Origin of the sequence: Streptomyces sp. NPDC020731 (assembly GCF_044334705.1) — a bacterium.
Classification (GTDB): domain Bacteria; phylum Actinomycetota; class Actinomycetes; order Streptomycetales; family Streptomycetaceae; genus Streptomyces.
In genome coordinates this window covers 446,860-471,645 of record NZ_JBIRTN010000001.1, presented here as the reverse complement: position 1 = coordinate 471,645, position 24,786 = coordinate 446,860, and the positions used below count along the sequence as shown (strand labels likewise).

The following is a 24,786-nucleotide window of genomic DNA, read 5'->3' as shown; positions in this document are numbered from 1 at the left end:
GGGCACCTCCATGGGCTCCGCCAAGAAGAGCAGCGCGTCACGTTCGGCGCGCATAGAGGAGATGCGGCGCGCCGAGAAGGCCCGCGAGCGCCGCACCCGGATCCTCGTCATCGCCGCCAGTGTGGTGGTCGTCGCCGGGCTCGTCGCCGGCAGTGTGGTGCTCGTCCAGTCGCAGTCGGACGACGACGGCGGCACGGCCGCCGACTCGAAGAGCTCGGGCAAGTTCGTCGCGGGCGACGACGGTGTGCGCAAGTGGGAGGGCGAACTGGGTCGCAACCACGTGACCAAGGCGGTGGACTATCCCGCCTCGCCCCCGGTGGGCGGCGACCACAACCCGGTGTGGATGAACTGCAACGGGGACGTCTACACCGACGAGATCAACAACACCAACGCCGTGCACTCGCTGGAGCACGGTGCCGTGTGGGTGACGTACAACGCCTCGGCCGAGAAGGCGGACGTCGACGCGCTCGCGGCGAAGGTGAAGAAGACGCCGTACACGCTGATGAGTCCGGTGGACGGCCAGAAGGACCCGATCATGCTGTCCGCCTGGGGGCACCAGCGCACGGTGACCGGCGCGGACGACCCGAACCTGGACACGTTCTTCGAGAAGTTCGTCCAGGGGAAGCAGACACCCGAGCCGGGGGCCGCCTGTACCAACGGGCTGTCCGAGTGAGGCAGGCGGGGCTGATCGCGGGGGCCGCGGCCACGGCACTGGTCGCGGCCGGGGCGATCACCTACGCGGTGGCCGGGGACGAGGGGTCGTCGGACGCGGTCCCTTCGGCCGGTTCCGCGGACGCCGGCTTCGCCCGGGACATGGCCGTGCATCATCAGCAGGCCGTCGAGATGTCGTACGTCGTGCGGGACCGCACGGACGACGAGGAGGTCCGGCGGCTCGCCTACGACATCGCCCAGACGCAGGCCAACCAGCGGGGCATGCTGCTGGGGTGGCTCGACCTGTGGGAGCTGCCCAAGGTGTCCGCGGATCCGCCGATGACCTGGATGGGCATGGGGGACACGGCCTCCGGCAAGGACGGGGCGCTGATGCCGGGGATGGCGACCAATGCCGAGATGAAGCGGCTGGGGACGCTGAGCGGGGAGCGGGCGGAGGTTTTCTATCTGCAGCTCATGACGGACCATCACCAAGGCGGGGTCCACATGGCCCAGGCGTGCGTCCGCGCGTGCGAGGTGGGGGTCGAGAAACGGCTCGCGCGGGGGATGGTGGAGGGGCAGGAGTCGGAGATCGCGCTGATGGCGGGGATGCTGGAGGAGCGGGGGGCGGCGGCCCGGCCGTAGCGGACGGGGCTCCAGGACATCGCGTCGCTCTGACGATTACACTGGGCCCGTGCCTCAACTACGTCTCGCCCTGAATCAGATCGACTCGAGCGTCGGTGACCTCGCCGGCAACGCCGAAACGATGGTCCGCTGGACCCGGCACTCCGCCGAGCAGGGAGCGCACCTCGTGGCGTTCCCCGAGATGGCGCTGACCGGGTATCCCGTCGAGGACCTCGCCCTCCGGTCGTCCTTCGTGGAGGCTTCGCGCGCCGGCCTGCGCTCCCTCGCCTCACGGCTCGCCGAGGAGGGGCTCGGGGACCTTCCGGTGATCGTCGGGTACCTCGACCGCAGCGCCGCCGCCCAGCCGAAGTACGGACAGCCGGCCGGTGCGCCGCAGAACGCGGGCGCCGTGCTGTACGGGGGTGAGGTGGTGCTGAGCTTCGCCAAGCACCACCTGCCGAACTACGGCGTCTTCGACGAGTTCCGGTACTTCGTGCCCGGCGACACCATGCCGGTGGTGCGGGTGCGCGGTGTCGATGTCGCCCTCGCCATCTGTGAGGACCTGTGGCAGGACGGGGGGCGGGTGCCGGCGGCGCGCTCGGCGAAGGCCGGGCTGCTCCTGTCGGTCAACGCCTCGCCGTACGAGCGGGACAAGGACGACACCCGGCTGGAGCTGGTGCGCAAGCGGGCGCAGGAGGCCGGCTGTACGACCGCGTACCTCGCGATGATGGGCGGGCAGGACGAGCTGGTCTTCGACGGGGACTCGATCGTGGTGGACCGTGACGGTGGCGTCGTGGCGCGTGCGCCGCAGTTCGCCGAGGCGTGTGTGGTGGTCGATCTCGAACTGCCCGCCGCGGAGGCCGACGCGCCGACGGGGATCGTCGACGACGGGCTGCGGATCGACCGGGTCGTGCTGTCGGAGGCGCCCGTGCCCGCGTACGAGGCCTCGTTGTCCGGGGGGTACGCCGAGCGGCTCGACGATGACGAGGAGGTGTACTCCGCGCTGGTCGTCGGGTTGCGGGCGTATGCCGCGAAGAACGGGTTCCGGTCGGTGCTGATCGGGTTGTCCGGGGGGATCGACTCGGCGTTGGTCGCCGCGATCGCCTGTGACGCGGTGGGGGCGGAGAACGTCTACGGCGTGTCGATGCCGTCGAAGTACTCGTCCGAGCACTCGAAGGACGACGCGGCGGAGCTGGCCCGGCGGACGGGGCTGAACTACCGGACGGTGGCGATCGAGCCGATGTTCGATGCGTATATGGGGGCGCTGGGGCTGACGGGGCTGGCGGAGGAGAACCTGCAGTCGCGGCTGCGGGGGACGCTGCTGATGGCGATCTCCAATCAGGAGGGGCACATCGTGCTGGCGCCGGGGAACAAGTCGGAGCTGGCGGTGGGGTACTCGACGCTGTACGGGGACTCCGTGGGGGCGTACGGGCCGATCAAGGACGTGTACAAGACCTCGGTGTTCCGGTTGGCCCAGTGGCGCAACCGGGCGGCGGTGGAGCGGGGGCAGACGCCGCCGATTCCGGAGAACTCGATCTCCAAGCCGCCGAGCGCCGAGTTGCGGCCGGGGCAGGTGGACACGGACTCGCTGCCGGACTATCCGGTGCTGGACGCGATCCTGGCGCTGTACGTGGACCGGGACCGGGGGGCGGACGAGATCGTCGCGGCCGGGTTCGACGCGGAGCTGGTGGCGAAGACGCTGCGGATGGTGGACCGGGCGGAGTACAAGCGGCGGCAGTATCCGCCGGGTACGAAGATCTCCCCGAAGGGCTTCGGCAAGGACCGCCGGCTGCCGATCACGAACGGTTGGCGCGAGGGCACACCTCCCACGGCCTGACCCGACGACACGTGCGGCGCCGGTGCGGCTTCAGGGGGGTGCGTCTCGTGCCTGCGGCGCCGGTGCGCCTTCGAGGGGGTGGGCGTGGCGCCCATGGTCGGTGGGTGGGTCGGGGCCGTGTCGGGGGTGCCCGTCCTCGGACCGGCGCGGATCACGTCTCCCGGAGGGGGTGCGGGGCGCGGACGCGCCGGCCACTGCGGGCGGCCACCCCCGCCCCGTCCCCTTCCCGCCGTACGCGGCTACCCGCTGCCACGGCCTCCGTTCCCGCCCTCCTGCGATCCGCGTGCCTCCGCCCCTGCGGGCAACAAGGTCACCGCCCCGGCGTCACCCTGTGGTTCTCAGTCGTCCTGTGCGGTGACCTTCACCCGGGCCGCGATGGGGAGGTGGTCGCTCGCCGTGGCCGGGAGGGTCCAGGAGCTCTCCGGTTCGGCCCCCTTGACCAGGATCTGGTCGATCCGCGCCATCGGGAACGACGCCGGCCAGCTGAAGCCGAAGCCGCTGCCCGCGGCGCCCTGGGTGGAGCGCATCTGGGAGGTGACGGCGTTCAGGGCGCGGTCGTTCATCGTGCCGTTCAGGTCGCCGAGCAGGACGATGTTCGGCAGCGGTTCATCGGCGATGGCCTCGCCCAGGGCGTCGGCGCTCTTGTCGCGCTGGCGGGCCGTGAAGCCGGCCTCCAGTTTCACGCGGACCGAGGGGAGGTGGGCGACGTAGACGGCGACCTGGCCAGCGGGGGCGGCCACCGTGGCGCGCATCGCGCGCTTCCAGCCGAGGCGGATGTCGACCGCCTTCGCGTCGCTCAGGGGGTACTTGCTCCACAGGCCGACGGTGCCGACCACCTCGTGGTACTTGTACGTCGACTCCAGCGCCCGCTCGTACGTCGGGACCTCCGACGCCTTCAGCTCCTCGAGGGCCAGTACGTCCGCGCCCGAGGCGGCCACACCGCGGGCGGTGGCGGACGGGTCCGGGTTGTCGGCGTTGACGTTGTGCGTGGCCACCATGAGGTCGCCGCCCGTGGCGGTCTTGTCGGTGAGCAGGCCGCCGAAGAGGTTCAGCCAGACGGCCGTCGGCAGGATCGTCACGATCAGTGCCGTCGCCGACTTGCGGATGAGACCGAGGACGAGCAGCACGGGGATCAGCAGGCCCACCCAGGGGAGGAAGGTGTCCACCAGACTGCCCAGGTTGCCGATCGCGTTCGGGATGTGGCCGTGGGCCAGCATGACCAGGGCCGTCAGGACCGAGCAGGCGGCCAGGACGAGGCCGCGGCGCCAGATGCCGCGGTCGCCGCGCCAGCCTCTGGTGAGGCGCTCGCGCAGGCGCCGGAGCCGGGTGGGCTGCGGCTCGGACCCCGAACCACCGTTGTCCGTCTCCGTCATGTACGCCTGCTGCGCCATACCGTCGCCTCACAACCTGCCGTGCACACCATCGCCCCTGTGTCCGTAAGACCCTAGGGGATGATCGGTTCCGTTCCTGCCGCCCCTCGACGGCCGTACGGGGGCGAGGACGTCCGGGGGCGCTCGGGGAGTTCCGGGCGGGGGTGGGGAAAGCGCCCTCTGTGACGAAACGCGCACATCGCTGCTAGCCGCTGACGGGGCGCAGGCCCTGGAGGAGGGTGTCGACGACCTGTTCGGCGAGGTCGTCCGGGAGGTCGGCGTCGGGGCGCAGGACGGTGCGGACGAGGATGGGGCCCACGACGATGTCGTTGAGGATCTCCATGTCGACGTCGGCGCGCAGTTCGCCGTTGTCCCGGCCCCGGCGCAGCACCTCCAGGCCGAGTCTGCGGCGCGGCAGGATGACGGTGTCGTGGTAGGCGGCCCAGAGGTTGGGGCTGCTCTTCATCTGGGCGCGCACGTTGTGCAGGATCGCCGAGGTCCGGCCGGCCAGGCCGCGCAGGCGCAGGGACTCCAGCAGGACGACGAGGTCGTCGCGCATGGAGGTGCCGGGGAGTTCGGGGTCCGGGGGCTCGGCGGCGCGCAGGACGTCGACGAGGAGTTGCTCCTTGCCGCTCCAGCGGCGGTAGATGGTGGCCTTGCCGACGCCGGCGGTGCGGGCGATGCGCTCGATGGAGAGCTCCGCGAGGGGCACGCCGTCCTCCAGGAGCTTCATCACTCCTTCGATGATGGCGCGTTCGACCGCCTCGCTGCGGGGACGGCCCCGTGCGGGACCGTCCTGCCGGGGGTCGGTGTCGACCGGGCTCACGTCGTCGGGTCCTTACGTCGGAGGCGGGCTGGGACGATTCTCCCCGGTGGGCGGTGGGAACGGTCCACCGCCCAGGGGTCTTCAGTCCTCCGCGGACACCAACTCCTGCTTCTCGTCGCCCCCTTCGGACGTCGGCGTACGGCCGGGCAGGAACACGGCGACGACGATCGCGCCCAGCACCGCGACACCCGCTCCCCACAGCGCGGTGACGTGCATGGCGTGCAGGAACGCGTCGTCGGCCGCGCCGATCAGGAGCTCGCCGCGCGCGCCCAGCCGGTCCGCCACGGCCAGGGTGGCCTCGATGGACTCGCCGGCGGCGTGCCGTGCGCCGGGCGGCAGCAGGCCGAGCTCGCCCTCGATGCCGTTGCGGTAGGCGGCGGACAGCACCGAGCCGAGGACGGCGATGCCGAGGGCGCCGCCGACCTGGCGGAAGGTGTTGCTGAGCGCGGAGGCGGAGCCGGCCTTCTCGCGGGGCAGGGCCTGCATGATGACGACGCTGACCGGTGTCATGACGTGGGCCATGCCGGCGCCCATGAGGAAGAAGATGACCTCCAGGATCCAGATCGGCGTGTCCTCGTCCAGGATGGCGAACGCGGCCAGTGTTCCCGCGAGCACCACCAGGCCGGCGGTCGTGGTGGCCTTGTTGCCGAAGCGGTCCACCAGGAGGCGGGCCCGGGGCGCGAAGATCATCTGTGTGGCGGCCAGCGGCAGCAGCAGCAGCCCGGTCTCCAGCGGCGAGTAGCCGCGCACGCTCTGGGTGTAGAACACCGCGAAGAACGTCACGCCCATCAGTGCGAAGAAGACCAGCGCGATCGCGACGATCGAGGCGGAGAACACCTTGTTCTTGAAGTAGGTGACGTCGATGGACGGGTGGTCGCTGCGCTTCTCGAACACCACGAACGCGGCGAGCACGGCGAGACCGGCGCCGATGGTCGACACCACCGTGACGTCGGTGAAGTCGGCGAGTTGGCCGCCCTTGATGATGCCGTAGACCAGCAGGACCAGTCCGGCCACGGACAGGACGACACCGACGGGGTCGATCCGGCCCGGGTTCGGGTCGCGGGAGTCGGGGACCAGCCACAGCATCAGGACGACGGCGAGGACGACGATCGGCACGTTGATGAGGAAGACCGAGCCCCACCAGAAGTGGTCCAGGAGGACTCCGCCGGTGATCGGGCCGATGGCGATGGCGAGGCCCACACCGCCCGCCCAGATGCCGATGGCCTTGGCCTGCTCGTCGCGTTCGAAGACGTTCATCAGGACGGCCAGGGTGGCCGGCATGACGAACGCGGCGCCCAGACCCATCACCGCGCGGAAGCCGATCAGCTCGGCCGGTGAGCCGGAGAACGCGGCGAGCGCCGAGCCGGCGCCGAACGCGACGAGACCGCCGATCAGCACCTTCTTGCGGCCGAGCCGGTCGCCCAGCAGCCCCGCGCTGAAGAGCAGCCCGGCGAAGACGAGCGTGTAGGCGTTGATCGCCCACTCCAGCTCGCTCTGTGTGGCGCCCAGGCCGGTGGGGGCGGGGGTGGAGATCGTCTTGATGGCGACGTTCAGGATCGAGTTGTCCAGTACGACGATCAGCAGGCTCAGCATCAGCACGCCGAGGATCGCCCAACGGCGCCGGTGCACGGCTTCCGGGACCCGGCGGGCAGGGGCGGCAGGAGAAGTCATGCGGCCCAGAGTAGTTAATTACGATACGAGACCGTCTCGTATCGTAAGGGTTTTGCCCAGACCTTGCCGGGATATTGCACGGCGGAACTCACAGGGGGGCCTCTGGCCCTCCTCCGGGTGAAGTGCCACCATGGACGTGGTCCGGGGACGCCGTCAGGGCGCCTCGAGATGACGTGTTGGGAGACTTCCATGACGCAGCTTTCGGCTGCCCAGACCGGTGCGTCCGGTCCCTCCGGCGGCGGCAAGACGCTGTACGGGGGCAAGGGAACCCGCCGTATCACGGTCCGCGACATCGCCGCCGCCAAGGAGCGCGGCGAGAAGTGGCCCATGCTCACCGCGTACGACGCGATGACCGCGTCCGTGTTCGACGAGGCCGGTATCCCGGTGATGCTCGTCGGCGACTCCGCGGGCAACTGCCACCTCGGGTACGAGACCACCGTGCCCGTCACCCTCGACGAGATGACCATGCTGTCGGCCGCGGTGGTGCGCGGTACCTCGCGCGCCCTGATCGTGGGCGACCTGCCCTTCGGTTCCTACCAGGAGGGCCCGGTGCAGGCGCTGCGCTCGGCGACCCGGCTGGTGAAGGAGGCGGGTGTCGGCGCGGTGAAGCTGGAGGGCGGCGAGCGGTCGCACCGGCAGATCGAGCTGCTGGTGGAGTCCGGGATCCCGGTCATGGCGCACATCGGGCTGACGCCGCAGTCGGTGAACGCGATGGGCTACCGGGTGCAGGGGCGTGGCGAGGAGGCGGCGCAGCAGCTGCTGCGGGACGCCAAGGCCGTGCAGGACGCGGGGGCGTTCGCGGTGGTGCTGGAGCTGGTGCCGGCGGAGCTGGCGGGTGAGGTGACGCGGGTGCTGCAGATTCCCACCGTCGGGATCGGGGCCGGTCCGGACACGGATGCGCAGGTGTTGGTGTGGACCGACATGCTGGGGCTGACGGGCGGGCGTGTGCCCAAGTTCGTCAAGCAGTACGCCGATCTGCGTGAGGTCATGAGCGGGGCGGCCAAGGCGTTCGCCGAGGACGTGGTCGGCGGGACGTTCCCGGAGGAGGCGCACTCCGTCCACTGAGCCACTGCCGCACCACCTGTCGGCCCCGCTGATCTCCCCCCGTCGGCGGGGCCGGCACCTTTTTGCGGCCTGAAACGGCGCCGCTCTCGCGGATGCGGTGCGCGCCGTCGTGGTGCCTCAGTCGATGGTTGCGGCGGCCATGCGGGAGTTGTCGGTGCCGTCGGCCGGGCTGTCGGTGGGATGTCGGGGGTTTGTCGGTGGGGGTCGGCACAGTTCTCGGCATGAAGCGAAACGACAATGACCTGGGAGGCGCGGGGAGCGCCGTCACCGTGCGGGGGCTGGTCAAGCACTACGGGGAGACCAAAGCGCTGGACGGGGTCGATCTGGATGTGCGGGAGGGCACCGTGATGGGGGTGCTCGGGCCGAACGGGGCCGGGAAGACCACCCTCGTACGGATCCTGTCCACCCTTCTCACGCCGACCGCCGGGCACGCCACCGTCGCCGGGTACGACGTGGTCCGCCAGCCGAGGCAGCTGCGCCGGGTGATCGGGCTGACCGGGCAGTACGCCTCCGTGGACGAGAAGCTTCCGGGGTGGGAGAACCTGTACCTGATCGGACGGCTGCTCGACCTGTCCCGCAAGGAGGCCCGGTCCCGCGCCGACGAGCTGCTGGAGCGGTTCTCGCTCACCGACGCGGCCCGCCGGCCGGCGGCCACCTACTCCGGCGGTATGCGGCGGCGCCTGGACCTGGCCGCCTCGATGATCGGCCGGCCGGCCGTGCTGTACCTGGACGAGCCGACCACGGGACTGGACCCCCGTACCCGCAACGAGGTGTGGGACGAGGTCAAGCGGCTCGTCGGGGACGGGGTGACGGTGCTGCTGACCACCCAGTACATGGAGGAGGCCGAGCAGCTCGCCGGCGAGCTGACCGTCGTGGACCGGGGCAAGGTCATCGCGAGCGGCGGCATCGAGGAACTGAAGGCCAAGGTCGGCGGCCGTACGCTGCGGGTCCGCCCGGCCGATCCGCTGCAGTTGCGCCCGCTGGCGGACGCCCTCGACACGCTGGGCATCACCGGGCTCGCCACGACCACCGTGGACACCGAGCGGGGTGCCGTGCTCGTCCCGGTGCTGAGTGACGAGCAGTTGACCGCCGTGGTCGGCGCGGTCACCGCGCGCGGCATCACACTCAGCTCCATCACCACCGAACTGCCCAGCCTGGACGAGGTGTTCCTGTCCCTCACCGGCCACCGCGCCAGTGCCCCGCAGGACGCCGCGCCCGCCGAGACCCACGAGGAGGCCGTCGCCGTATGAGCGCCACCACCGCCACCACCGCCACCGCCACCGGCCTCCGCGCGGACGCGCGTATCCCGCTGCGCGGGCATCTGCGCCACACCGGTGCGCTGGTGCGCCGCAATCTGCTGTGGATACGGCAGGACCCGGAGTCGATGTTCGACGCCGTGCTGTTCCCGATCGTCTTCACCCTGCTGTTCGTGTACGTCTTCGGCGGCTCGATCGGGCAGTCGCTGGGCGGCGGGCAGGAGGCGTACGTGCAGTACATCGTGCCCGGACTGATGGCCATGATGGGAATGAACATGGCCCAGGGAGTGGGCACCGGGTTCAACCAGGACTTCAACACCGGGGTCATGGACCGCTTCCGGTCGCTGCCGATCGGGCGTGGCTCGGTGCTGTTCGCCAAGATCTCGGTCGAGATGATGCGGATGCTGATCGCCACCGCCATCCTCATGGTCGTCGGTGTGCTGGTCGGCTTCGACATCACCAACTGGCCGGGGCTGTTCGCCGCCGTGGGACTGTCCGCGGTGTTCGGCTCGGCCCTGATGTGGATCTTCCTCACGCTGGGTGTGGTGATGAAGAACGCGCAGTCGGTGCAGGCGATGGGCTTCCTCGTGCTGATGCCGCTGCAGTTCGGCTCGTCGATCTTCGCGCCGACCCAGTCGATGCCGGGCTGGCTGGAGTCCTTCACCCAGGTCAACCCGCTGTCCGCGCTGGCGGACGCCGCACGCGGGCTGATGGTGGGCGGCCCGGTCGCCCACGACCTGTGGATGACACTGGCCTGGTCGGTGGGGATCACGGCGGTGATGGCGCCGGTCGCGATCCACAAGTTCCGCACGAAGAGCTGATCACGCCGGTTCGAGCAGGGCGACGGCCTCCTCCGGGGGGAGACCGTCGCCCTCGGCGTACGCGGTGTCGTACGCCGCGCTGCCGAGTGCCGCCCGGGCGCGCGCCTCGGCCCGTTCGCGCACCTCACGTTCCACGAGCCCGGCGTGGTGTCCGGGCGGCAGCCAGGAGTCGGCGGCGCCGATGCAGCGGGCCGCGTCCCGGGCGCGCCGTCCGCCGTCGAGTCCGGTGAGTGCGACGGCGCCGAGGGTGAGGTAGGCGGCGCGCATATGGGGTGCCATGGCGGCGGACAGCGGATCGCCCGCCTGCCGGATCGCCTCGCGGATGACGGCCAGGCCCCGCTCGTCGTTGCCCTCGGCCACCTCCAGCCAGCCCTCGGCACCGAGGATGAACGCGTCGAAGACGACGTAGTGCGCGATGCGGAACTCCTCGCGCAGGGCCCGCAGATGCTCCCGCGCCTCCGCCGTACGCCCGGTCGTGCAGAGCCAGCCGGTCAGGAAGAGCCGGGCGGCGGGCAGGGCCTCGGTGTGCCGGCCTCTCGTGTCGTCGATGACTTCGCGCAGCAGTCGCTCACCACGCTCCGGGTGGCCCCCCTCCAGCAGCGCGCTGCCCAGCCGGGCGGTGAGCACCGCCGTATGGGCACGGGCTCCCAGGCGGTCGGCGTACTCGATCGCCGCCTCGAAGTCGGCGGCGGCGTCCTCGTACGCGCCGGCGCGCTCACGGGCCTCGCCGCGCGCGGAGAGGGCCTCGGCGATGCCCCAGGTGTCGCCCAGCCGGCGGTGGATCTCCAGGGCCTCGTCGGCGGCACGGCGGGCGTCACCGGCCCAGTCACTGCGGTTGGCCAGGAAGTTGGCGCGCAGCTGGAGGTTGGAGGCCAGCTCCCATTCGAACCCGGGGTTCTCCCGGCAGGTGCGGATCGCCGCGTCGACCACGTGGCGCAGCCGCTCCATGTCACCGGTCAGCATCACGGCGAACACCCAGAGCAGGCCGGGCGGCCGGCAGACCTGCGGCATGCCCGGCTCGTACGTCGCGCCGACGAGGCGCAGCTTGTGCTGTGCCTGCGGGGTCTGCCAGTCGTCCAGTTCGGTGTCCATGTGGGCCAGATGGGTCAGGTGCACCCCGCGCCGGGCCTCGGCGAGGACCTCACCGGTCATGGGCGGCGGGGCGTCGGTGCAGCGCTGCCACAGCGGGGCGGCGGGCCGCACCGGCTCGGTGAACGGGTCGGGGGCGAGGGCCATGACCTCGGTGCACCAGTTGCGGGCCTCGATGCGCAGATCGCGCATCTGCCAGTACCAGGTGAGTGACAGGGTGATGCAGAGCGCCTCCTGCTCGTCGCGCAGGGCGAGGGCGTGACGCAGGGCCGTGCGCACGTTCTCGTACTCCCGCTCCAGCAGTGCGATGGCGGCCTGCTGGTACGGGCCGCGCAGCATCGGCTCGGTGGTGCGGGCGAGTTCACGGAAGTACGTCAGGTGCGCCCGCTCCGCCTCCGGGCGCCGGCCGGAGGCGTCGAGGCGTTCGCCGGCGTACTCGGCGACGGTCTCCAGGAGCCGGTAGCGCATCTCGCCGTCGCCCGAAGGGGCGGCCACCACCAGGGACTTGTCGACGAGGGAGCCGAGCGCGTCGAGCGCGGCCGGTCCGCACACGGCCTCGGCGGCGGCGAGGTCGCAGCCGCCCGCGAAGACCGACAGCCGGCCCAGTACGTCGCGTTCGTCGCCGTCGAGCAGGTCCCAGGACCAGTCGACGACGGCCCGCAGGGTCTGCTGTCTGGGGAGGACGGTGCGGCTGCCGGAGGTGAGCAGCCGGAAGCGGTCGTCGAGCCGGTCGGCGATCTGGCGCGGGGCGAGCATCCGCAGCCGGGCGGCGGCGAGTTCGATGGCGAGGGGCAGTCCGTCGAGGCGGCGGCAGATCTCCGCGCAGGCCGCCGCGGTGTCGTCGTCGGCGTCGGTGCGGAAGCCGGGGCGGGCGGCGGCCCCCCGGTCGGCGAGCAGGCGCAGGGCGACCGGCTCGGGCAGCGGTTCCACCGGCCGCAGCAACTCACCGCGCACACCGAGCGGTTCGCGGCTGGTGGCGAGGACGGTGAGCCGGGGGCAGCGTTCCAGCAGCGTCTCGACGAGGTGGGCGGCGGCCTCGACGACGTGCTCGCAGTTGTCCAGGATCAGCAGCATGCGGCGTGGGCCGCAGTGCTCGGCGAGGCGTTCCACGGGGTCGTCGTGCCGGTCGGTGACGGCCCGCATGCTCTCGGCGCCGGCGCCGTAGAGCACGGTCTCGCGGGCGCCGACGGCGGTGAGTACGGCCTCGGGTACGGCGTCGGGGTCGTCGACCGGGGCGAGTTCGGCGAGCCACACGCCGTCGGGGAGGGTCTGCCGTACGGTCTCGGCGGCCTCCTGCGACAGCCGGGTCTTGCCCGCCCCGCCCGGTCCGAGCAGGGTCACAAGCCGGGCGGCGGTGAGGTCGGCGCGGATGGTCTCGATGTCGGCCTCCCTGCCGACGAACGAGGTCAGCCGGGCCCGCAGGTTGCCGGGCGGAGCGCCGGCCCGGGTTGCGGGCGCCGGTCCGGGTTCCAGCAACTCGGCGTGCAGTGCCCGCAGTTCGGCGCCGGGGTCGGAGCCGAGGCGGTCCGCGAGCAGGCGTCGTACGTCCTCGAAGGCGGCCAGGGCCTCGGCGGTGCGGCCCGTGTCGCGCAGGGCGCGCAGCCGCAGCGCCTGGAGGGGTTCGTCGAGGGGGTGGCCGTCGCACAGCGCGGTCAGCTCGGGCAGGGACTGCTCGGCGTCGCCGAGGGCGAGGGCGGCGGTGTGCCGGGCGCGCAGCACGTCCAGGTGCCGGGTCGCCAGGCGGGCCGCCTCCGCGGTGCGGTCGGGCAGGCCGGTGAGGGCGGGGCCGCGCCACAGGGCGAGGGCGTCGTCGAGGACGGCGGCCGCCTTCGCCGGGTCGCCGTCGGCGAGGGCGCGCAGGCCGTCGCCGGCCAGCCGCTCGAAACGGTGCAGGTCGATGTCGTCGGGCGCGGCGGTCAGCCGGTAGCCGCCGTCGACGGAGGCGATCCGGTCCGCGCCGAGCGTCCGGCGCAGCCGCCCCACCAGCGCCTGGAGCGCCCCGGTCGCGTCGGCCGGCGGATCACCGTCCCCCCAGACCTCGTCGACCAGCAGGCCCACGGGCACGGTGCGCCCGGGCCGCAGGGCGAGCACGGTCAGCAGGGCACGCAGCCGCGCCCCGCCGACCGGGACGACGGTGCCGTCGGGACGGAGTGCCTGGGTGGTGCCGAGGATGCGATAGCGCACGGGGTCCATTCTCTCCGGTGACGGCCGGGGCGGTCACCGGGTCCGGGAGGAGGGCGTTGTCGTCCCCCACCCTGCGTGGAACCGGGCGGGCACGCGAGACGTTTTCCCGGTGCGCCCGGTACCGTCGGGCAGTCCCCCGCGCGTCGCCGCGTGTGTCCGACCGTCCGAGGAGCCGCATGACCACCGCCGCCACCCGTCACAGCGACCGGAGGATCAGTCCGGTCTTCCTGGGCATCCTGGCCGTGACGGCGGTCACCGGATGGGCCACCTGGACCGGGTTCGCGGAGCAGCCCGGGATCGCCGTGTTCCTGTTCGTGACGGCCGCCTGGATCGTCTCCCTGTGCCTGCACGAGTACGCGCACGCGCGCACCGCCCTGCACAGCGGTGACATATCGGTCGGCGCGAAGGGCTATCTCACGCTGAACCCGATGAAGTACACGCACGCGCTGCTGAGCATCGTGCTCCCGGTCGTCTTCGTGATCATGGGCGGGATCGGTCTGCCGGGCGGCGCCGTGTTCATCGAGCGCGGGCGGATCCGGGGACGGTGGCGGCACAGCCTGATCTCGGCGGCGGGCCCGCTGACGAACGTGCTGTTCGCGATCGTGTGCACGGCGCCGTTCTGGCTGGGCGCGCTGGACGGCGTACCGGCCGAGTTCCGCTTCGCGCTGGCGTTCCTGGCGCTGCTCCAGGTGACGGCCGCGATCCTGAACTTCCTGCCGGTGCCGGGTCTCGACGGCTACGGCGTGATCGAGCCCTGGCTGTCGTACGGCGTCCGGCGGCAGGTGGAGCCGTTCGCCCCGTTCGGTCTGCTGTTCGTGTTCGCGCTGCTGTGGGTGCCGTCGGTGAACGGCGCGTTCTTCGACGTGATCGACTCGCTGCTGGGGACGCTGGGGATCGACGAGTTCGACACGTACTGCGGCTACGACCTGTTCCGCTTCTGGCGGGAGACGAGCGGGTACTGCTCGGTCAGCCCGTGACGGAGCCGTCCCGCGCCGCCCGCCCGCGCCGCACGTAGTACCAGGTCATGTTGGACGACAGGCCCGCCAGCAGCACCCAGACGACGCCGATGAGCACGCTGCCCCGCACGAAGGAGACGACGGCCGCGGCGACGGCGAGGAGGCAGACGGCGAGGACGTAGAGGGCGAGGCGGGGCATGGCTGGGGGCTCCTGTCGGGGGACACTGCTGGGGCACTGCTACGGCCTCCAGTGTCCCCCATCGCCTCATACGTCCGTGACGCGGAGCCCGGCGTGTGCCTTGTAGCGGCGGTTGACGGAGATCAGGTTGGCGACCAGGGACTCCACCTGGTGGGCGTTGCGCAGCCGCCCGGCGAAGACACCCCGCATACCGGGGATGCGCCCGGCCAGCGCCTGCACGATCTCCACGTCGGCGCGGACCTCGCCGAGCACCATCACATCGGTGTCGATCTCGTCGATCTCCGGGTCCTGGAGCAGTACGGCCGACAGGTGGTGGAAGGCGGCGGTGACCCGGGAGTCCGGGAGCAGTGCGGCGGCCTGCTGGGCGGCGCTGCCCTCTTCCGGCTTCAGCGCGTAGGCGCCCTGCTTGTCGAAGCCGAGCGGGTTGACGCAGTCCACGACGAGCTTGCCGGCCAGTTCCTCGCGCAGGGACTCCAGGGTCTTGCCGTGGCCGTCCCAGGGCACGGCGACGATCACGAGGTCGCTGCGCCGGGCGGTCTCGGCGTTGTCGGCGCCCTCGACGCCGTACCCGAGCTCCTCGGCGGCGGCCCGCGCCCGCTCGGCGGCACGGGAGCCGATGATCACCTTCTGGCCGGCCTTGGCGAGCCGGTACGCGAGGCCCTTGCCCTGGGGACCGGTGCCGCCGAGGACGCCGACGACGAGCCCGGAGACGTCGGGCAGGTCCCAGGGGTCCTTGGCGGGGGCCTTCGCGGGCTTCTGTGCGCTGTCACTGTCACTGTCACTGGAGGTCATGGACCGACTTTACGTCCGTGACGGCACCGCGTCCGGCGGGCGTGAGCCCTGTCGCCGAGCGACCGCCGTGTCCCTGGATCGGGCGAATCCGGGCCGAACACCGGGACTCGGGCGTGCGGTTGGGGCAGGGTGCGGCCGTATGGATGCGGTACGGGTCGCGCTGCTGCGGGAAGTCCTCGCCGGGACGGAATGGCTGGGGGCCACCCGGCACTTCGCGGGGACGCTGCGCGGGTCGGTGGTCTCGCACGGGGGCGGACTGCTGCTGGTGGGCACACCGGAGTACGAGCCGTGGCATCTGGCGGCGCATCTGGCGGACGAGGCCGCCTGGTCGGGCACGCCCGAGCTGGCCCCCACGCTCGTACGGCACGACGCGCGCCCCTCGGACCCCGCGCACCTGGCGGTGGGCCTGGGGCGCCTGGAGGCGGCGCGGCGGGGTGAGACGCTGCTGGTGGTGGCACCCGGGGTGACGGCCGCCCCGCTGCTCGACCGGGTGTGCGACGCCCGCCGGGCCGGGGCGACGGTGCTGTCCCTCGGCCCCGGTGAGGGGGAGCTCCCGGCGATGGCCCACGAGGTCCTGCCCGTGCCCGACGGTTCCGAGCTGGACCTGGACACCGTGCAGCACCTGGTCAGCGCGGCGGCCGGCGAGAACGCGCTGCCGGCCCGCCGGGGCCCCCGCCGTTTCCGGGACCGGCTGTCGCGGCTGGCCGACCTGCTGACGGCTCCGCCGCCCACGCGCTGGTAGCGGACCGTCCCCGACGCGGTCAGCCCTCGTCCCGCTCGCCCGCCGGGGCGTCGTGCCACTTGGGGTCGTTCTCCCACTGGAGGTCGCGCTCACGGGCCGTCTCCATGGCGTGCTCGGCCTCGGCGCGGCTCGCGTACGGGCCGAAGCGGTCCTTGGCGGGGCAGTCGGGGCCCTCCTCGACCTTCTTGTGCTGCAGGCAGTAGTACCACTCGCCCGGCTTTCCGACCGTCCGCTTCTTGAACAGGGGCATGACCGGCTCCTCTCACCGTCTCGCCGTCTCGTCATTCCACCAGGAAGATGGTCCCCCGTCGCCGCTGAATTAGACTCGCCGGCATGTCTGGCCAGTCGCTGCTCGTCCCTGGGGAGCTGTCCCCCACCCGTTCCGTGCCCGGGAACATCCGTCGTCCCGAGTACGTCGGCAAGCCCGCCCCCACCCCGTACACCGGTCCGGAGGTGCAGACGCCCGAGACGGTCGAGGCGATGCGGACCGCCGGCCGGATCGCCGCGCGGGCGATGGAGGAGGCCGCGAAGCTGATCGCGCCCGGTGTCACGACGGACGAACTGGACCGGGTGGCGCACGAGTACATGTGCGACCACGGCGCCTACCCGTCGACGCTCGGCTACCGCGGCTTCCCCAAGTCGCTGTGCACGTCCATCAACGAGGTCATCTGTCACGGCATCCCGGACACGACGGTGCTGCGCGACGGCGACATCGTCAACCTGGACGTGACGGCGTACATCGGCGGGGTGCACGGCGACAACAACGCCACGTACCTGGTCGGTGACGTGGACGAGGAGAGCCGGCTGCTGGTGGAACGCACCCGCGAGTCCCTCGCCCGCGCGATCAAGGCGGTCAGGCCGGGCCGGCAGATCAACATCATCGGCCGGGTGATCGAGTCGTACGCGAAGCGCTTCGGCTACGGCGTGGTCCGTGACTTCACCGGCCACGGCATCAACTCGTCCTTCCACTCGGGTCTGATCGTCCCGCACTACGACAGTCCGCACGCGACGACGGTGATGCAGCCGGGGATGACGTTCACCATCGAGCCGATGCTGACGCTGGGGACCCACGAGTACGACATGTGGGACGACGGCTGGACGGTGGTCACGAAGGACCGCAGGCGTACGGCCCAGTTCGAGCACACGCTGGTCGTGACGGACACGGGCGCGGACATCCTGACGCTCCCGTAGCGCTCCCCCGCCCCTTGGCCCGCCCTCTTCCGGAGGGCGGGCTTTCTCATGCCGTGGCAGGGTTTGGAGTTGCCGACAGCCCGTCGGCAAACCATTGACTTGGGTAAACCTAACCGTAAAAGATCTGGGCCCATGGACTCCTTCTCGGCCCTCATACGCACCGCCTCCCACGAGCAGCACACGGAGGCGGACTGGACGCGGTCCCGGCGGACGACCTGGGGAAGCAGCGCGTCGTGGCGGAGTGCAAGCGGGCGTTCGCGCTGAACACGGACGTGTTCCGGGCGCTGGGCGAGGACGAGGAGAGTGCTGCCCTTGACGAACGGGCCGGTGGTCCTACCCCTACGGCAGCAAGGCCAGGGCGGATACGGCAGCAAGGCCAGGGCGGACACATGGTGTGGTTTGACGGCTCGGAAATGGCGGTGGTCGAGGGTGGCGATCCGGTCGACCTCGTACCGTTCCGCGACGGCGATGACGGAGGCGTCGACCGCGCCGAGGGGGAGGTCGGCGTATTTGGCGATCAGCTTGCTGACTCGCAGCAGGTCGTCCGAGGTGAGGTTGACGAGTTCGAAGAAGCCCAGAGCAACATGCTCGACGAAGGCGGCTTCAATACGCGGCCGGCGTTCCAACTGCCGGCTCACCTCGGCCAGCACTGTGGCGGGGAGCAGCTTGCGGCCTCGTAGCCGGGAGAAGAAGGCGACGCAGTTCTCGTGCTGCTTGTCCTTGGCGTTGAAGAACGCCACCAGCGGGCCGGTGTCGAGGACCGTGGTGATCACTCGCCGGCGCTCCGCTCGCGTTCCGCGCGCTCACGGATGTAGTCGTCGTGTCGTTCGGCGTAGTCGGCTGGTGCTTCGATGCTGCCGGACAGTACGAGGAAGCCGGCGGGCAGGAGGTCACCGTCATCGCCCTCTCCGGCCGCGTCCGGGACCTGCTGGTCGACCTGGGAGAGTTCCTCGTCCTCAGTGATGACCAGCCGCAAGCGCCGCACCTGGGTCGGGCTCAACCGGTCAACCAGGTGGTGCAGGTGCTCGTAGTCGTGCGCTGCCGTCATGGCTCAAGGCCGGCGCGCCCCCGACTCACCTGTCCTGACTCTTTGACCTCCGGGTACTTCCGCACTTCGAGGGGGGTGACGAACGTCCCGCGCTCGCCGCTCTCCGCCACCTTCCGCGCCCGGCTCAGCCGCCGGGGCGGATGACCGTCACCGAACCGGGTCACCGCATCCAGGAACACCACCGAGTCCGGGGCGGTTCAGAGCCAAGACATCGCAGGCCTACCGCACGGTCCTGGCATAGCCACCTGCGCTCATGCCGAACTCCCGCCGAAAGTGCCGGTTGAGCTGGCTCTGGTCACAGTAACCAAGCTCGGCGGCGGTCTCTGCCACGGATCGTCCCGCTGCCAGCATGGACTTGGCGCCGGCCAAGCGCAACAGGGTCCGGTAATGGTGCGGTGGAACCCCGTAAGCCTGCCGGAAACTCCTGATCAAATGGCGTTTGCTGCAACCGGCGACTGTCGCGAGGTCGTCGAGCTTGATGTTGGAGTCCAGTTGGCTGTGGAGCATCTCCCGTACCTGACGAAGCGCTCGAGGACGCAGTGCTGGACTCGCTGCGCCGGGAGCATCCGCATGCCTGGTGAGCAGGACGTTCAGCAAGCGGATCAGCGACGACTCGAGATCCAACTCGTCCTCGCCGTCCGCCAGACCCCTGTGCAGCGCAGCAATGCCGTTGAAGAGGCTGCGGTCCGAATAGGTCACCTCATGAAAGCGCGGCCGGCCTGTGCCGGCTGACATGAGATCGGCGTCAATGAACATCAGTTGCACTAGGGCCTGGCCGTCAGCGGCGGCTTTGTCCTGATCGAGGCAGCTCACGACCTCATGGGGCTCGATCACCGTCACCGCGCCAGGAACAGGGGGACCCTGGGTTCGCCCGAGGTACTGAAAAGGGGGCGCAGAGCCGCCATGCGTGATCTTGACAGTGTACCCGCTGTTCACAACGGTCGGGAAGTCACCATCGGCAACGCGCAGAACCAGGCTCTCGACTCCGAACCGTGCTCTTCTGCGATGCCCATCGATTGCGGACTCAGTCATGTCACTTTCGCCCTAGTTCGGCTTGTCCGATTGATCTTACAGTTCTCGGCAAGACAAGTGCATCCGTCGGGCCAGGGAGGCACGACAGTCGATGGTTGGGCCAGTCGCCCTCTCTCCCCCCGCCGTCAGACCGCGGGACGAACACCCGCCGAGATCTGTGCACCACTGCGGAGATCACCGTCCACACCGACCCAGGTGCCGGGCGGCCGTCCCCGACCCATCAGGCTCGCGGCCACGACCGTCGTTTCCATGCCTACCGCCAGTTCCGACAGGCGCTATGTCGACACCGATCTCGAAAGGGCTCCGATGAGCAAGCCGTACAGCGACGCCGCCGACATCCCGGTCAACGCGTCGCAACCCGTCCTCACCTACCACCCGGTCACCCTCGACGTTCCCGGCCGGCCCGTGCCGCTGGAGGTCAAGGTGTCGATCCCCGCGACCGGCACCGACCTGCCGCTCATCCTCCTGTCCCACGGGCACGGGCCGGCGAACTTTCTGTCCTCCTACAACGGCTACGGTCCGCTGGCGAACTTCTTCGCCGCCCACGGGTTCGCGGTCATCCAGCCGACCCACCTGGACTCGACGGCTCTCGGTCTGCGCGACACCGACCTCAAGGACGCGCCCCTGTTCTGGCGTGACCGCGCCACCGACATGCACAACATCCTCGACCGCCTCGACGACATCGAGGCCGCCGTCCCCGGTCTTGCCGAACGGCGGATCGACAGGGACCGTGTCGGTGCCGTAGGACACTCCCTGGGCGGCAACACCGTCTCACTCCTCCTCGGAGCCCAGATGCTGGACCCGGACGACGACCGGCCGAAGGACCTCTCCGACTCCCGTGTCAAGGCGGGAGTGCTCATCGGAGCTCCAGGCATCGGCAACGACGAGCACTTCGCCGAGTGGGCCAAGACGAACTACCCGGTGCTGTATTACACCGACTTCGAGCAGATGACAGGCACCGGCCTGATCATCGTGGGCGATCAGGACCTCAACCCCAACTTCTCCAATCGGCTCAGCTACCGTGCTGACGCTTACTCGGCCAGCCCCGGCGGCAACAAAACCATGGTGACCATGTACGGCGCTGGTCACATCTTCGGTGGCATATCCGGATACGACGCGGCAGAGACGGACGACGAAAATCCCGAGCGCGTGGCGACTCTGCGGGCTCTCGTGTGGGCCTACTTGCGCAGCCAGCTCTACTCGGCCGACCCGTCCTGGAAGAACGCGGTGAACGCCCTGGAGAACGGTGAAGACCCGATGGCCCAGGTCGAAACGAGGTAGTTCCGCGCGGTGGGCGGCGGCGCGACGGCCGCCGCCACCGCACTTCATCGCACCGCGACCTTCCACCCCAGCACGGATCGCACAGGAGCAACCGCCATGTGGACCACGTTCGCTGCAACCGTCGGCGGAAGCGCCGCCGGCCTCACCGGCCTCACCTTCATCGTTGTCGCCTTCCGCTTCGACGTCGTCGCCACCTCCCAGGAATACCGCAACCGCGCCGCGCAAACCGTCTCCCTGTTCCTGACAACCACGGTCACCGCATCGCTGGTCACCCTGCCCCAGCCGACCTGGGCGCTCGGGGTCGAACTGTTGGTCGCCGCAGCAGCAAGCGCAAGTCTGCTCTCGGTGCTCGACCACGCAGCCCGCCGTGGCACGTCCCAGCATGCGCGGCCCGTCCTCGTCGTCGCGCTCGTCGTGTTCGCGGCAGGTATCGCCGCCGCCGGACTGTTCGCCACCGTCGGCTCCACCAACGGAATGGGCTTCTACGCCGCGAGTTCGCTGCTCGGCCTCATGTGGGGCGTCTACGGGACGTGGGTCTTCCTCACCCAGGCGGGCACAGATCAGATCAACGCGGTAGCAAACGTGCATGACCAGCCCGGCACCGTGCCGGCCGCCTGACCGGCCCCACACAGTGCGGCGGTGCGGGACTGTGACGGTGAGTGCTCGCCTGTGATCATTGAGCGTGCGTGATGCGAACACGCTTGTGGGAACGGTGCTTTCGGGGTTGTCGGCGTTGGTCATCGAGGATGTGGCGGACGGCGGTGAGACAGTCCGGGTTTCGGCTCGGCCCCGGGATGTTCCCGTTCCCCGTCCGGTGCGCGGGGTGGTGACGGGGAGGGTCCACGGGTATCACGGCCGGACGGTGCAGGATGTGCCGGTCGACGGCCGACAGGTCGTGGTCCGGGTGAGGATACGACGGCTGGTCGGTCATGTCCCTCGTCGTGGTGTAGGCGATCAGTCGTCCGACGTGGCGGGTAGGACGGTCGGGGCATCGAGGTAGAGGGCGTCCATGAACGCGGTCAGGTCCTCCTTGGCCTCCAGCAGCATCTCTTGGACCTTGGGGAACTGGCGGCCGAGCATGTCGGCGACGGTGTCGAGCCGGGCGTGGACCGCGTCCGCGGTGGGCTGGGCGAAAACGGTGCGGATCGTGGCCACGTCCCTCTCTGTCGAGCCTTTCGGGATCACGGCGAAGACGTTGCGCACGTAGTGAAGCTGTAAAGAATCAAGCTGGTGTTTCACCTTCTGCCGTGACGAACTTGAGTACCTCGGTGGCTGCGGTGAAGCGCCGTCCTGCAGGTGTCACGACGCTTTGGTCCTGGTCGAGGAGTGGACGGGCGTCGTCGATGGTGTTGCGGATGGTGCCGCGGCTGACGCCGAACAGGTCTGCTGGTCGCACAGGCCGCGTTGCGAGAGAACGGTTGCCAGGATTCGGTCTGCGTCGGTGATTTTTTGGCGGAAGAGACCGCCGCGGGCTCCGGGGCGCCGGTCACCTCCCCGATCAACGACCGAACCCCGCTGACGAATCGAGGTCAACCACTGAAGGGAAGATCCGCCGAGCACTCTCGGCAGATCCCCCTCCGAGGTTGTTCATGCCCGAGAGAGGAGGCGTCCTCGTCGCGCAGTGGAGCGGTCAGCGTTCCAGGTAGACGCGGCCGCCGATCTCCGTCCACCCTTCCGGCTGGGGGGCCGTGAGGATCTGGGAGCCCGTGCCCTGGGTGATGTTCAGGGCGCGGCCCAGCCGGTCGGTGAGGAGGAGGGCCGCGGCGCCCGTCGCCTCGTCCTCGTCGATGCCGTCGTCGCGGCCGGGGAAGGCACGGGCGCGGATGCGGCCCGCCGGCTCGTCCAGCCAGGCCCAGGCGTAGATCCACTCCCCCTTCGGCGGCACGGGCAGGTCGTCGACCTCGGCGGCGTTCGCGTACTGGCGCAGGGTGCGCGGCGGCACCCACTCCGCCCGCGCCTCGATCCAGCAGAACTCCCCGTCCTGCCGGGCACCCACCACCCCGGCGGGGACGACCAGCTCGGGTACGTCGAGCAGCCAGCCCGTACCGACACAGGGGTGGCCGGCGAAGGGCAGGCGCAGGGTGGGGGTGTAGATGTCGATCACCCCGCGCTCGGGGTCGTCGACGAACACGGTCTCACTGAACCCGAGCTTCTCGGCGAACGCCTGCCGGTCCTCCCGCTCGGGCATCACCGAACCCTCGCGCACGACACCGAGTTCATTGCCGTACCCGCCGCGAGGTCCACAGAAGACGCGCAGCACGTCGTAGTCAGTCACGGAGGGCATTCAAGCATCGCGCGGGCGGCGAGGTCGTCGTCACCCCGCGGCGCGAGTGCCAAGCCTGTGCTGTGGGTCGCCATCGCCGGTGTCGCAGCGGTCACGGCAGTGGTCATCGCGTCCAATACCGGGGACACTCCGACGTCCTCGTCCTCCGGAGCCGGGCCCGGTACGACATCGGCACGTCCGACCGGACAGGAAACGAGCCACTCGCCCGATCCGGGGCCGGACACCGCGACCGAGCAGGCGACAGAGGATCCGTCGCCCCTTGTCGGTGAGTGGCGCGGCAGCTGTTTCTGCGGTCAGGGCCGGACCGGCCTGACCCTCACCATCTCCCGGGACGCATCCGGGAAGTGGCCGAAGTCAGGTTGGCCGAACCGAACATCACGCCTGCGGAGGCGGCGTGGCCGCGGCGCCGCGCCTGTCAGCGGTGAGGCGGTGTGGTCGCCGGGCGCTTCCAGCCGCCGGAGGGCGCCGGCCCTGCGACGGTCAGCCCGCGCGGGACGGATTGACCTCCGCTTGACCCGGCCTGACCCGATCTTGACCTGGCCATGGCAGGTGTTTTGAGCCACCGTGATCGGGTCGTGTTCCTACGCCGTCCATGAGAGCCGGATCACCGAACACGCAGGTACCACTCGGGAAATCCTTAGGTACGTTAGGTCAGCCTCACCTTCCTTATGTGGGGCTGATCACGCATCATTTCGGCCACCCTGGGAGCCTTCATGCGACCCGCCAGACTCTCGTTCGTCACCGCCGTCGCCACCGCGGCGGCCCTCGCCGCCGTCACCGGCTGCACCGAGAAGGGCGGCGGCGCGGACGGCGACCAGGTCGTCGGCGTGACGGCCACGGACGACGCGTGCGAGGTGTCGAAGAAGGAGTTCCCGGCCGGGCACGTCGAGCTCGCCATCGAGAACAAGGGCTCCAAGGTCACCGAGGTCTACCTCCTCTTCCCCGACGACCGGGTGGTCACCGAGCGGGAGAACATCGGCCCCGGCACCAAGCAGCGCGTCACCGCCGAGGTGAAGCCGGGCGACTACCGGATCGCCTGCAAGCCGGGCATGCGCGGCAAGGGCATACGCCAGGACGTCAAGGCCACCGGCGGGAAGGCCGTCGAGCGCGACCCCCGTCTGGACAAGGCGGTGGCCGCCTACCGCGCGTACGTGCAGGCGCAGGCCGACGAGACGCTGCCCAAGGCGGAGGAGTTCGCGAGGGCCGTCGAGGACGGCGACATCGAGGCCGCGAAGAAGGCGTACGCGCCCTCCCGCATCGGCTGGGAGCGCACCGAGCCGGTCGCCGAGTCCTTCGGTGACATCGACCCCAAGGTCGACGTCCGTGAGGACGGTCTGGAGGACGGCCAGGACCCGGCGACCGACTGGACCGGCTGGCACCGCCTGGAGAAGGCCCTCTGGCAGGACGGGAAGATCGGCGACCGGGAGAAGGAGCTCGCCGGCCGGCTGATCACCGACCTGAAGGACTGGCAGAAGCGGGTCGGCACGGCCGAGATCACCCCGACCTCCATGGCCAACGGCGCCAAGGAACTCCTCGACGAGGTCGCCACCGGCAAGGTCACCGGCGAGGAGGAGCGCTACTCGCACACCGACCTGGTCGACTTCAAGGCCAACGTCGAGGGCGCCGAGACGTCGTACGCGCTGCTCAAGGCGGTCGCCCAGGAGAACGACCCGGCGCTGGTGAAGGACCTCGACAAGCAGTTCGCCGCGCTGGACACGCTGCTCGACAAGTACCGGCCCGACGCGGCGTCGTACGACTTCACCCCGTACGACAAGGTCGGCAGGGCCGACCGCAAGGAGCTGTCGGACGCGGTCAACGCGCTCGCCGAGCCGCTGTCGCAGCTCGCCGCGGCCGTCGTGAAGTAGGGCCG

The 24,786-nt window shown here is 70.6% G+C and carries 22 protein-coding genes and 4 pseudogenes; 14 read left to right on the top strand and 12 right to left on the bottom strand.

Annotation, left to right across the window (positions count from 1 at the left end; translation table 11 throughout):
- The first annotated feature begins 10 nt into the window (after positions 1-10).
- Genes ACH4VX_RS02170 through ACH4VX_RS02160 form a run of 3 tightly spaced genes read left to right on the top strand, consistent with a single transcriptional unit; the run spans position 11 to position 3,109 of the window.
- Positions 11-673 (top strand): DUF3105 domain-containing protein, encoded by a 663-nt coding sequence (locus ACH4VX_RS02170; RefSeq protein WP_398365190.1) that lies wholly within the window; start codon positions 11-13, stop codon positions 671-673.
- Positions 670-1,293 carry a DUF305 domain-containing protein gene (locus ACH4VX_RS02165; RefSeq protein ID WP_398365188.1) on the top strand — a complete coding sequence of 208 codons (624 nt, stop codon included), beginning with the start codon at positions 670-672 and terminating at the stop codon, positions 1,291-1,293. Before ACH4VX_RS02170 ends, ACH4VX_RS02165 begins: the two co-directional genes overlap by 4 nt.
- A gap of 49 nt (positions 1,294-1,342) precedes the next feature.
- A complete protein-coding gene (locus ACH4VX_RS02160; protein ID WP_398365187.1) occupies positions 1,343-3,109 on the top strand; it encodes an NAD+ synthase in 1,767 nt (588 codons plus the stop codon).
- 338 nt (positions 3,110-3,447) lie between these two features.
- Here ACH4VX_RS02160 and ACH4VX_RS02155 read toward each other — a convergent pair whose 3' ends face one another.
- The 3 genes from ACH4VX_RS02155 to ACH4VX_RS02145 form a co-directional block, all read right to left on the bottom strand.
- Complete coding sequence (locus tag ACH4VX_RS02155) at positions 3,448-4,500, bottom strand: endonuclease/exonuclease/phosphatase family protein (RefSeq protein ID WP_398365185.1); 1,053 nt, start codon at positions 4,498-4,500, stop codon at positions 3,448-3,450.
- 184 nt (positions 4,501-4,684) lie between these two features.
- On the bottom strand, positions 4,685-5,305 hold the full coding sequence (locus ACH4VX_RS02150; protein ID WP_398365183.1) for a TetR/AcrR family transcriptional regulator: 621 nt from the start codon (positions 5,303-5,305) through the stop codon (positions 4,685-4,687).
- Positions 5,306-5,386: 81 nt separating this feature from the next.
- Positions 5,387-6,976, bottom strand: coding sequence for an MFS transporter (locus ACH4VX_RS02145; RefSeq protein WP_398365181.1), 1,590 nt, complete (start codon positions 6,974-6,976; stop codon positions 5,387-5,389).
- A gap of 189 nt (positions 6,977-7,165) precedes the next feature.
- On the opposite strand from ACH4VX_RS02145, the gene panB reads away from it, so the two are divergent.
- From panB to ACH4VX_RS02130, 3 genes are all read left to right on the top strand, one after another.
- Positions 7,166-8,041: a 3-methyl-2-oxobutanoate hydroxymethyltransferase gene (gene panB / locus ACH4VX_RS02140; protein WP_398365179.1), complete on the top strand. Its 876-nt coding sequence runs from the start codon at positions 7,166-7,168 to the stop codon at positions 8,039-8,041.
- Between the two features lie 221 nt (positions 8,042-8,262).
- Positions 8,263-9,291, top strand: a complete 1,029-nt coding sequence (locus ACH4VX_RS02135; protein ID WP_398365177.1) for an ATP-binding cassette domain-containing protein — start codon at positions 8,263-8,265, stop codon at positions 9,289-9,291.
- Complete coding sequence (locus ACH4VX_RS02130; RefSeq protein WP_398365175.1) at positions 9,288-10,118, top strand: ABC transporter permease; 831 nt, start codon at positions 9,288-9,290, stop codon at positions 10,116-10,118. The genes ACH4VX_RS02135 and ACH4VX_RS02130 overlap by 4 nt, the downstream gene beginning before the upstream one ends.
- Here ACH4VX_RS02130 and ACH4VX_RS02125 read toward each other — a convergent pair whose 3' ends face one another.
- Positions 10,119-13,400 carry a BTAD domain-containing putative transcriptional regulator gene (locus tag ACH4VX_RS02125; protein ID WP_398365173.1) on the bottom strand — a complete coding sequence of 1,094 codons (3,282 nt, stop codon included), beginning with the start codon at positions 13,398-13,400 and terminating at the stop codon, positions 10,119-10,121. It lies immediately after the preceding gene.
- A gap of 167 nt (positions 13,401-13,567) precedes the next feature.
- Between ACH4VX_RS02125 and ACH4VX_RS02120 the strand changes: the two genes are divergently transcribed.
- Positions 13,568-14,368, top strand: a complete 801-nt coding sequence (locus ACH4VX_RS02120; RefSeq protein WP_398365171.1) for a site-2 protease family protein — start codon at positions 13,568-13,570, stop codon at positions 14,366-14,368.
- Here ACH4VX_RS02120 and ACH4VX_RS02115 read toward each other — a convergent pair.
- Positions 14,358-14,546: a hypothetical protein gene (locus ACH4VX_RS02115; RefSeq protein WP_398365169.1), complete on the bottom strand. Its 189-nt coding sequence runs from the start codon at positions 14,544-14,546 to the stop codon at positions 14,358-14,360. The genes ACH4VX_RS02120 and ACH4VX_RS02115 overlap by 11 nt on opposite strands.
- A 66-nt stretch (positions 14,547-14,612) precedes the next feature.
- A complete protein-coding gene (gene npdG, locus ACH4VX_RS02110; protein WP_398365167.1) occupies positions 14,613-15,338 on the bottom strand; it encodes an NADPH-dependent F420 reductase in 726 nt (241 codons plus the stop codon).
- Positions 15,339-15,477: 139 nt separating this feature from the next.
- On the opposite strand from npdG, the gene ACH4VX_RS02105 reads away from it, so the two are divergent.
- The gene (locus tag ACH4VX_RS02105; RefSeq protein WP_398365165.1) at positions 15,478-16,080 is read left to right on the top strand and encodes a hypothetical protein; all 603 of its coding nucleotides are present in this window, start codon (positions 15,478-15,480) and stop codon (positions 16,078-16,080) included.
- Positions 16,081-16,099: 19 nt separating this feature from the next.
- Here ACH4VX_RS02105 and ACH4VX_RS02100 read toward each other — a convergent pair whose 3' ends face one another.
- On the bottom strand, positions 16,100-16,330 hold the full coding sequence (locus ACH4VX_RS02100; RefSeq protein ID WP_398365163.1) for a hypothetical protein: 231 nt from the start codon (positions 16,328-16,330) through the stop codon (positions 16,100-16,102).
- Between the two features lie 83 nt (positions 16,331-16,413).
- Here ACH4VX_RS02100 and map point away from each other — a divergent pair, with 83 nt between their 5' ends.
- Positions 16,414-17,271: a type I methionyl aminopeptidase gene (gene map / locus ACH4VX_RS02095; protein WP_398365161.1), complete on the top strand. Its 858-nt coding sequence runs from the start codon at positions 16,414-16,416 to the stop codon at positions 17,269-17,271.
- Between the two features lie 191 nt (positions 17,272-17,462).
- Positions 17,463-17,567 (top strand): annotated as a pseudogene (locus ACH4VX_RS02090) (biliverdin-producing heme oxygenase); the annotation flags it as partial.
- A 165-nt stretch (positions 17,568-17,732) separates the two neighbouring features.
- Here the strand turns inward: ACH4VX_RS02090 and ACH4VX_RS02085 are convergent.
- The 3 genes and pseudogenes from ACH4VX_RS02085 to ACH4VX_RS02075 form a co-directional block, all read right to left on the bottom strand.
- A pseudogene (locus ACH4VX_RS02085) lies at positions 17,733-18,011 on the bottom strand (PIN domain-containing protein); the annotation flags it as partial.
- A 29-nt stretch (positions 18,012-18,040) separates the two neighbouring features.
- Entirely contained in the window at positions 18,041-18,319 is a 279-nt protein-coding gene (locus ACH4VX_RS02080; RefSeq protein ID WP_398365159.1) for a hypothetical protein, read from the bottom strand.
- 219 nt (positions 18,320-18,538) lie between these two features.
- Positions 18,539-19,159: a helix-turn-helix domain-containing protein gene (locus ACH4VX_RS02075; protein ID WP_398365157.1), complete on the bottom strand. Its 621-nt coding sequence runs from the start codon at positions 19,157-19,159 to the stop codon at positions 18,539-18,541.
- A gap of 498 nt (positions 19,160-19,657) precedes the next feature.
- Between ACH4VX_RS02075 and ACH4VX_RS02070 the strand changes: the two genes are divergently transcribed.
- From ACH4VX_RS02070 to ACH4VX_RS02060, 3 genes and pseudogenes are all read left to right on the top strand, one after another.
- Positions 19,658-20,632 (top strand): alpha/beta hydrolase family protein, encoded by a 975-nt coding sequence (locus ACH4VX_RS02070; RefSeq protein ID WP_398365399.1) that lies wholly within the window; start codon positions 19,658-19,660, stop codon positions 20,630-20,632.
- A gap of 96 nt (positions 20,633-20,728) precedes the next feature.
- Complete coding sequence (locus ACH4VX_RS02065; RefSeq protein ID WP_398365155.1) at positions 20,729-21,250, top strand: hypothetical protein; 522 nt, start codon at positions 20,729-20,731, stop codon at positions 21,248-21,250.
- A 94-nt stretch (positions 21,251-21,344) separates the two neighbouring features.
- Positions 21,345-21,557: pseudogene (locus ACH4VX_RS02060) on the top strand (transposase family protein); the annotation flags it as partial.
- A 29-nt stretch (positions 21,558-21,586) separates the two neighbouring features.
- On the opposite strand, the pseudogene ACH4VX_RS02055 reads toward ACH4VX_RS02060, so the two are convergent.
- Positions 21,587-21,847 (bottom strand): annotated as a pseudogene (locus tag ACH4VX_RS02055) (transposase); the annotation flags it as partial.
- 415 nt (positions 21,848-22,262) lie between these two features.
- Positions 22,263-22,907 carry a PhzF family phenazine biosynthesis protein gene (locus ACH4VX_RS02050; RefSeq protein WP_398365153.1) on the bottom strand — a complete coding sequence of 215 codons (645 nt, stop codon included), beginning with the start codon at positions 22,905-22,907 and terminating at the stop codon, positions 22,263-22,265.
- 722 nt (positions 22,908-23,629) lie between these two features.
- Here ACH4VX_RS02050 and efeO point away from each other — a divergent pair.
- Positions 23,630-24,781 (top strand): iron uptake system protein EfeO, encoded by a 1,152-nt coding sequence (efeO, locus tag ACH4VX_RS02045; protein ID WP_398365151.1) that lies wholly within the window; start codon positions 23,630-23,632, stop codon positions 24,779-24,781.
- Positions 24,782-24,786: the final 5 nt, after the last annotated feature.

What these genes read in the sequence shown, in the direction of transcription:
- ACH4VX_RS02070 (WP_398365399.1), top strand. Translation starts at nt 19,658, where the DNA reads ATGAGCAAGCCGTACAGCGACGCCGCCGACATCCCGGTCAACGCGTCG.
- ACH4VX_RS02105 (WP_398365165.1), top strand. Translation starts at nt 15,478, where the DNA reads ATGGATGCGGTACGGGTCGCGCTGCTGCGGGAAGTCCTCGCCGGGACG.
- ACH4VX_RS02135 (WP_398365177.1), top strand. Translation starts at nt 8,263, where the DNA reads ATGAAGCGAAACGACAATGACCTGGGAGGCGCGGGGAGCGCCGTCACC.
- efeO (WP_398365151.1), top strand. Translation starts at nt 23,630, where the DNA reads ATGCGACCCGCCAGACTCTCGTTCGTCACCGCCGTCGCCACCGCGGCG.
- ACH4VX_RS02115 (WP_398365169.1), bottom strand. Translation starts at nt 14,546, where the DNA reads ATGCCCCGCCTCGCCCTCTACGTCCTCGCCGTCTGCCTCCTCGCCGTC.
- panB (WP_398365179.1), top strand. Translation starts at nt 7,166, where the DNA reads ATGACGCAGCTTTCGGCTGCCCAGACCGGTGCGTCCGGTCCCTCCGGC.
- ACH4VX_RS02120 (WP_398365171.1), top strand. Translation starts at nt 13,568, where the DNA reads ATGACCACCGCCGCCACCCGTCACAGCGACCGGAGGATCAGTCCGGTC.
- ACH4VX_RS02145 (WP_398365181.1), bottom strand. Translation starts at nt 6,976, where the DNA reads ATGACTTCTCCTGCCGCCCCTGCCCGCCGGGTCCCGGAAGCCGTGCAC.
- npdG (WP_398365167.1), bottom strand. Translation starts at nt 15,338, where the DNA reads ATGACCTCCAGTGACAGTGACAGTGACAGCGCACAGAAGCCCGCGAAG.
- ACH4VX_RS02130 (WP_398365175.1), top strand. Translation starts at nt 9,288, where the DNA reads ATGAGCGCCACCACCGCCACCACCGCCACCGCCACCGGCCTCCGCGCG.
- ACH4VX_RS02170 (WP_398365190.1), top strand. Translation starts at nt 11, where the DNA reads ATGGGCTCCGCCAAGAAGAGCAGCGCGTCACGTTCGGCGCGCATAGAG.
- map (WP_398365161.1), top strand. Translation starts at nt 16,414, where the DNA reads ATGTCTGGCCAGTCGCTGCTCGTCCCTGGGGAGCTGTCCCCCACCCGT.
- ACH4VX_RS02155 (WP_398365185.1), bottom strand. Translation starts at nt 4,500, where the DNA reads ATGGCGCAGCAGGCGTACATGACGGAGACGGACAACGGTGGTTCGGGG.
- ACH4VX_RS02100 (WP_398365163.1), bottom strand. Translation starts at nt 16,330, where the DNA reads ATGCCCCTGTTCAAGAAGCGGACGGTCGGAAAGCCGGGCGAGTGGTAC.
- ACH4VX_RS02080 (WP_398365159.1), bottom strand. Translation starts at nt 18,319, where the DNA reads ATGACGGCAGCGCACGACTACGAGCACCTGCACCACCTGGTTGACCGG.
- ACH4VX_RS02065 (WP_398365155.1), top strand. Translation starts at nt 20,729, where the DNA reads ATGTGGACCACGTTCGCTGCAACCGTCGGCGGAAGCGCCGCCGGCCTC.
- ACH4VX_RS02125 (WP_398365173.1), bottom strand. Translation starts at nt 13,400, where the DNA reads ATGGACCCCGTGCGCTATCGCATCCTCGGCACCACCCAGGCACTCCGT.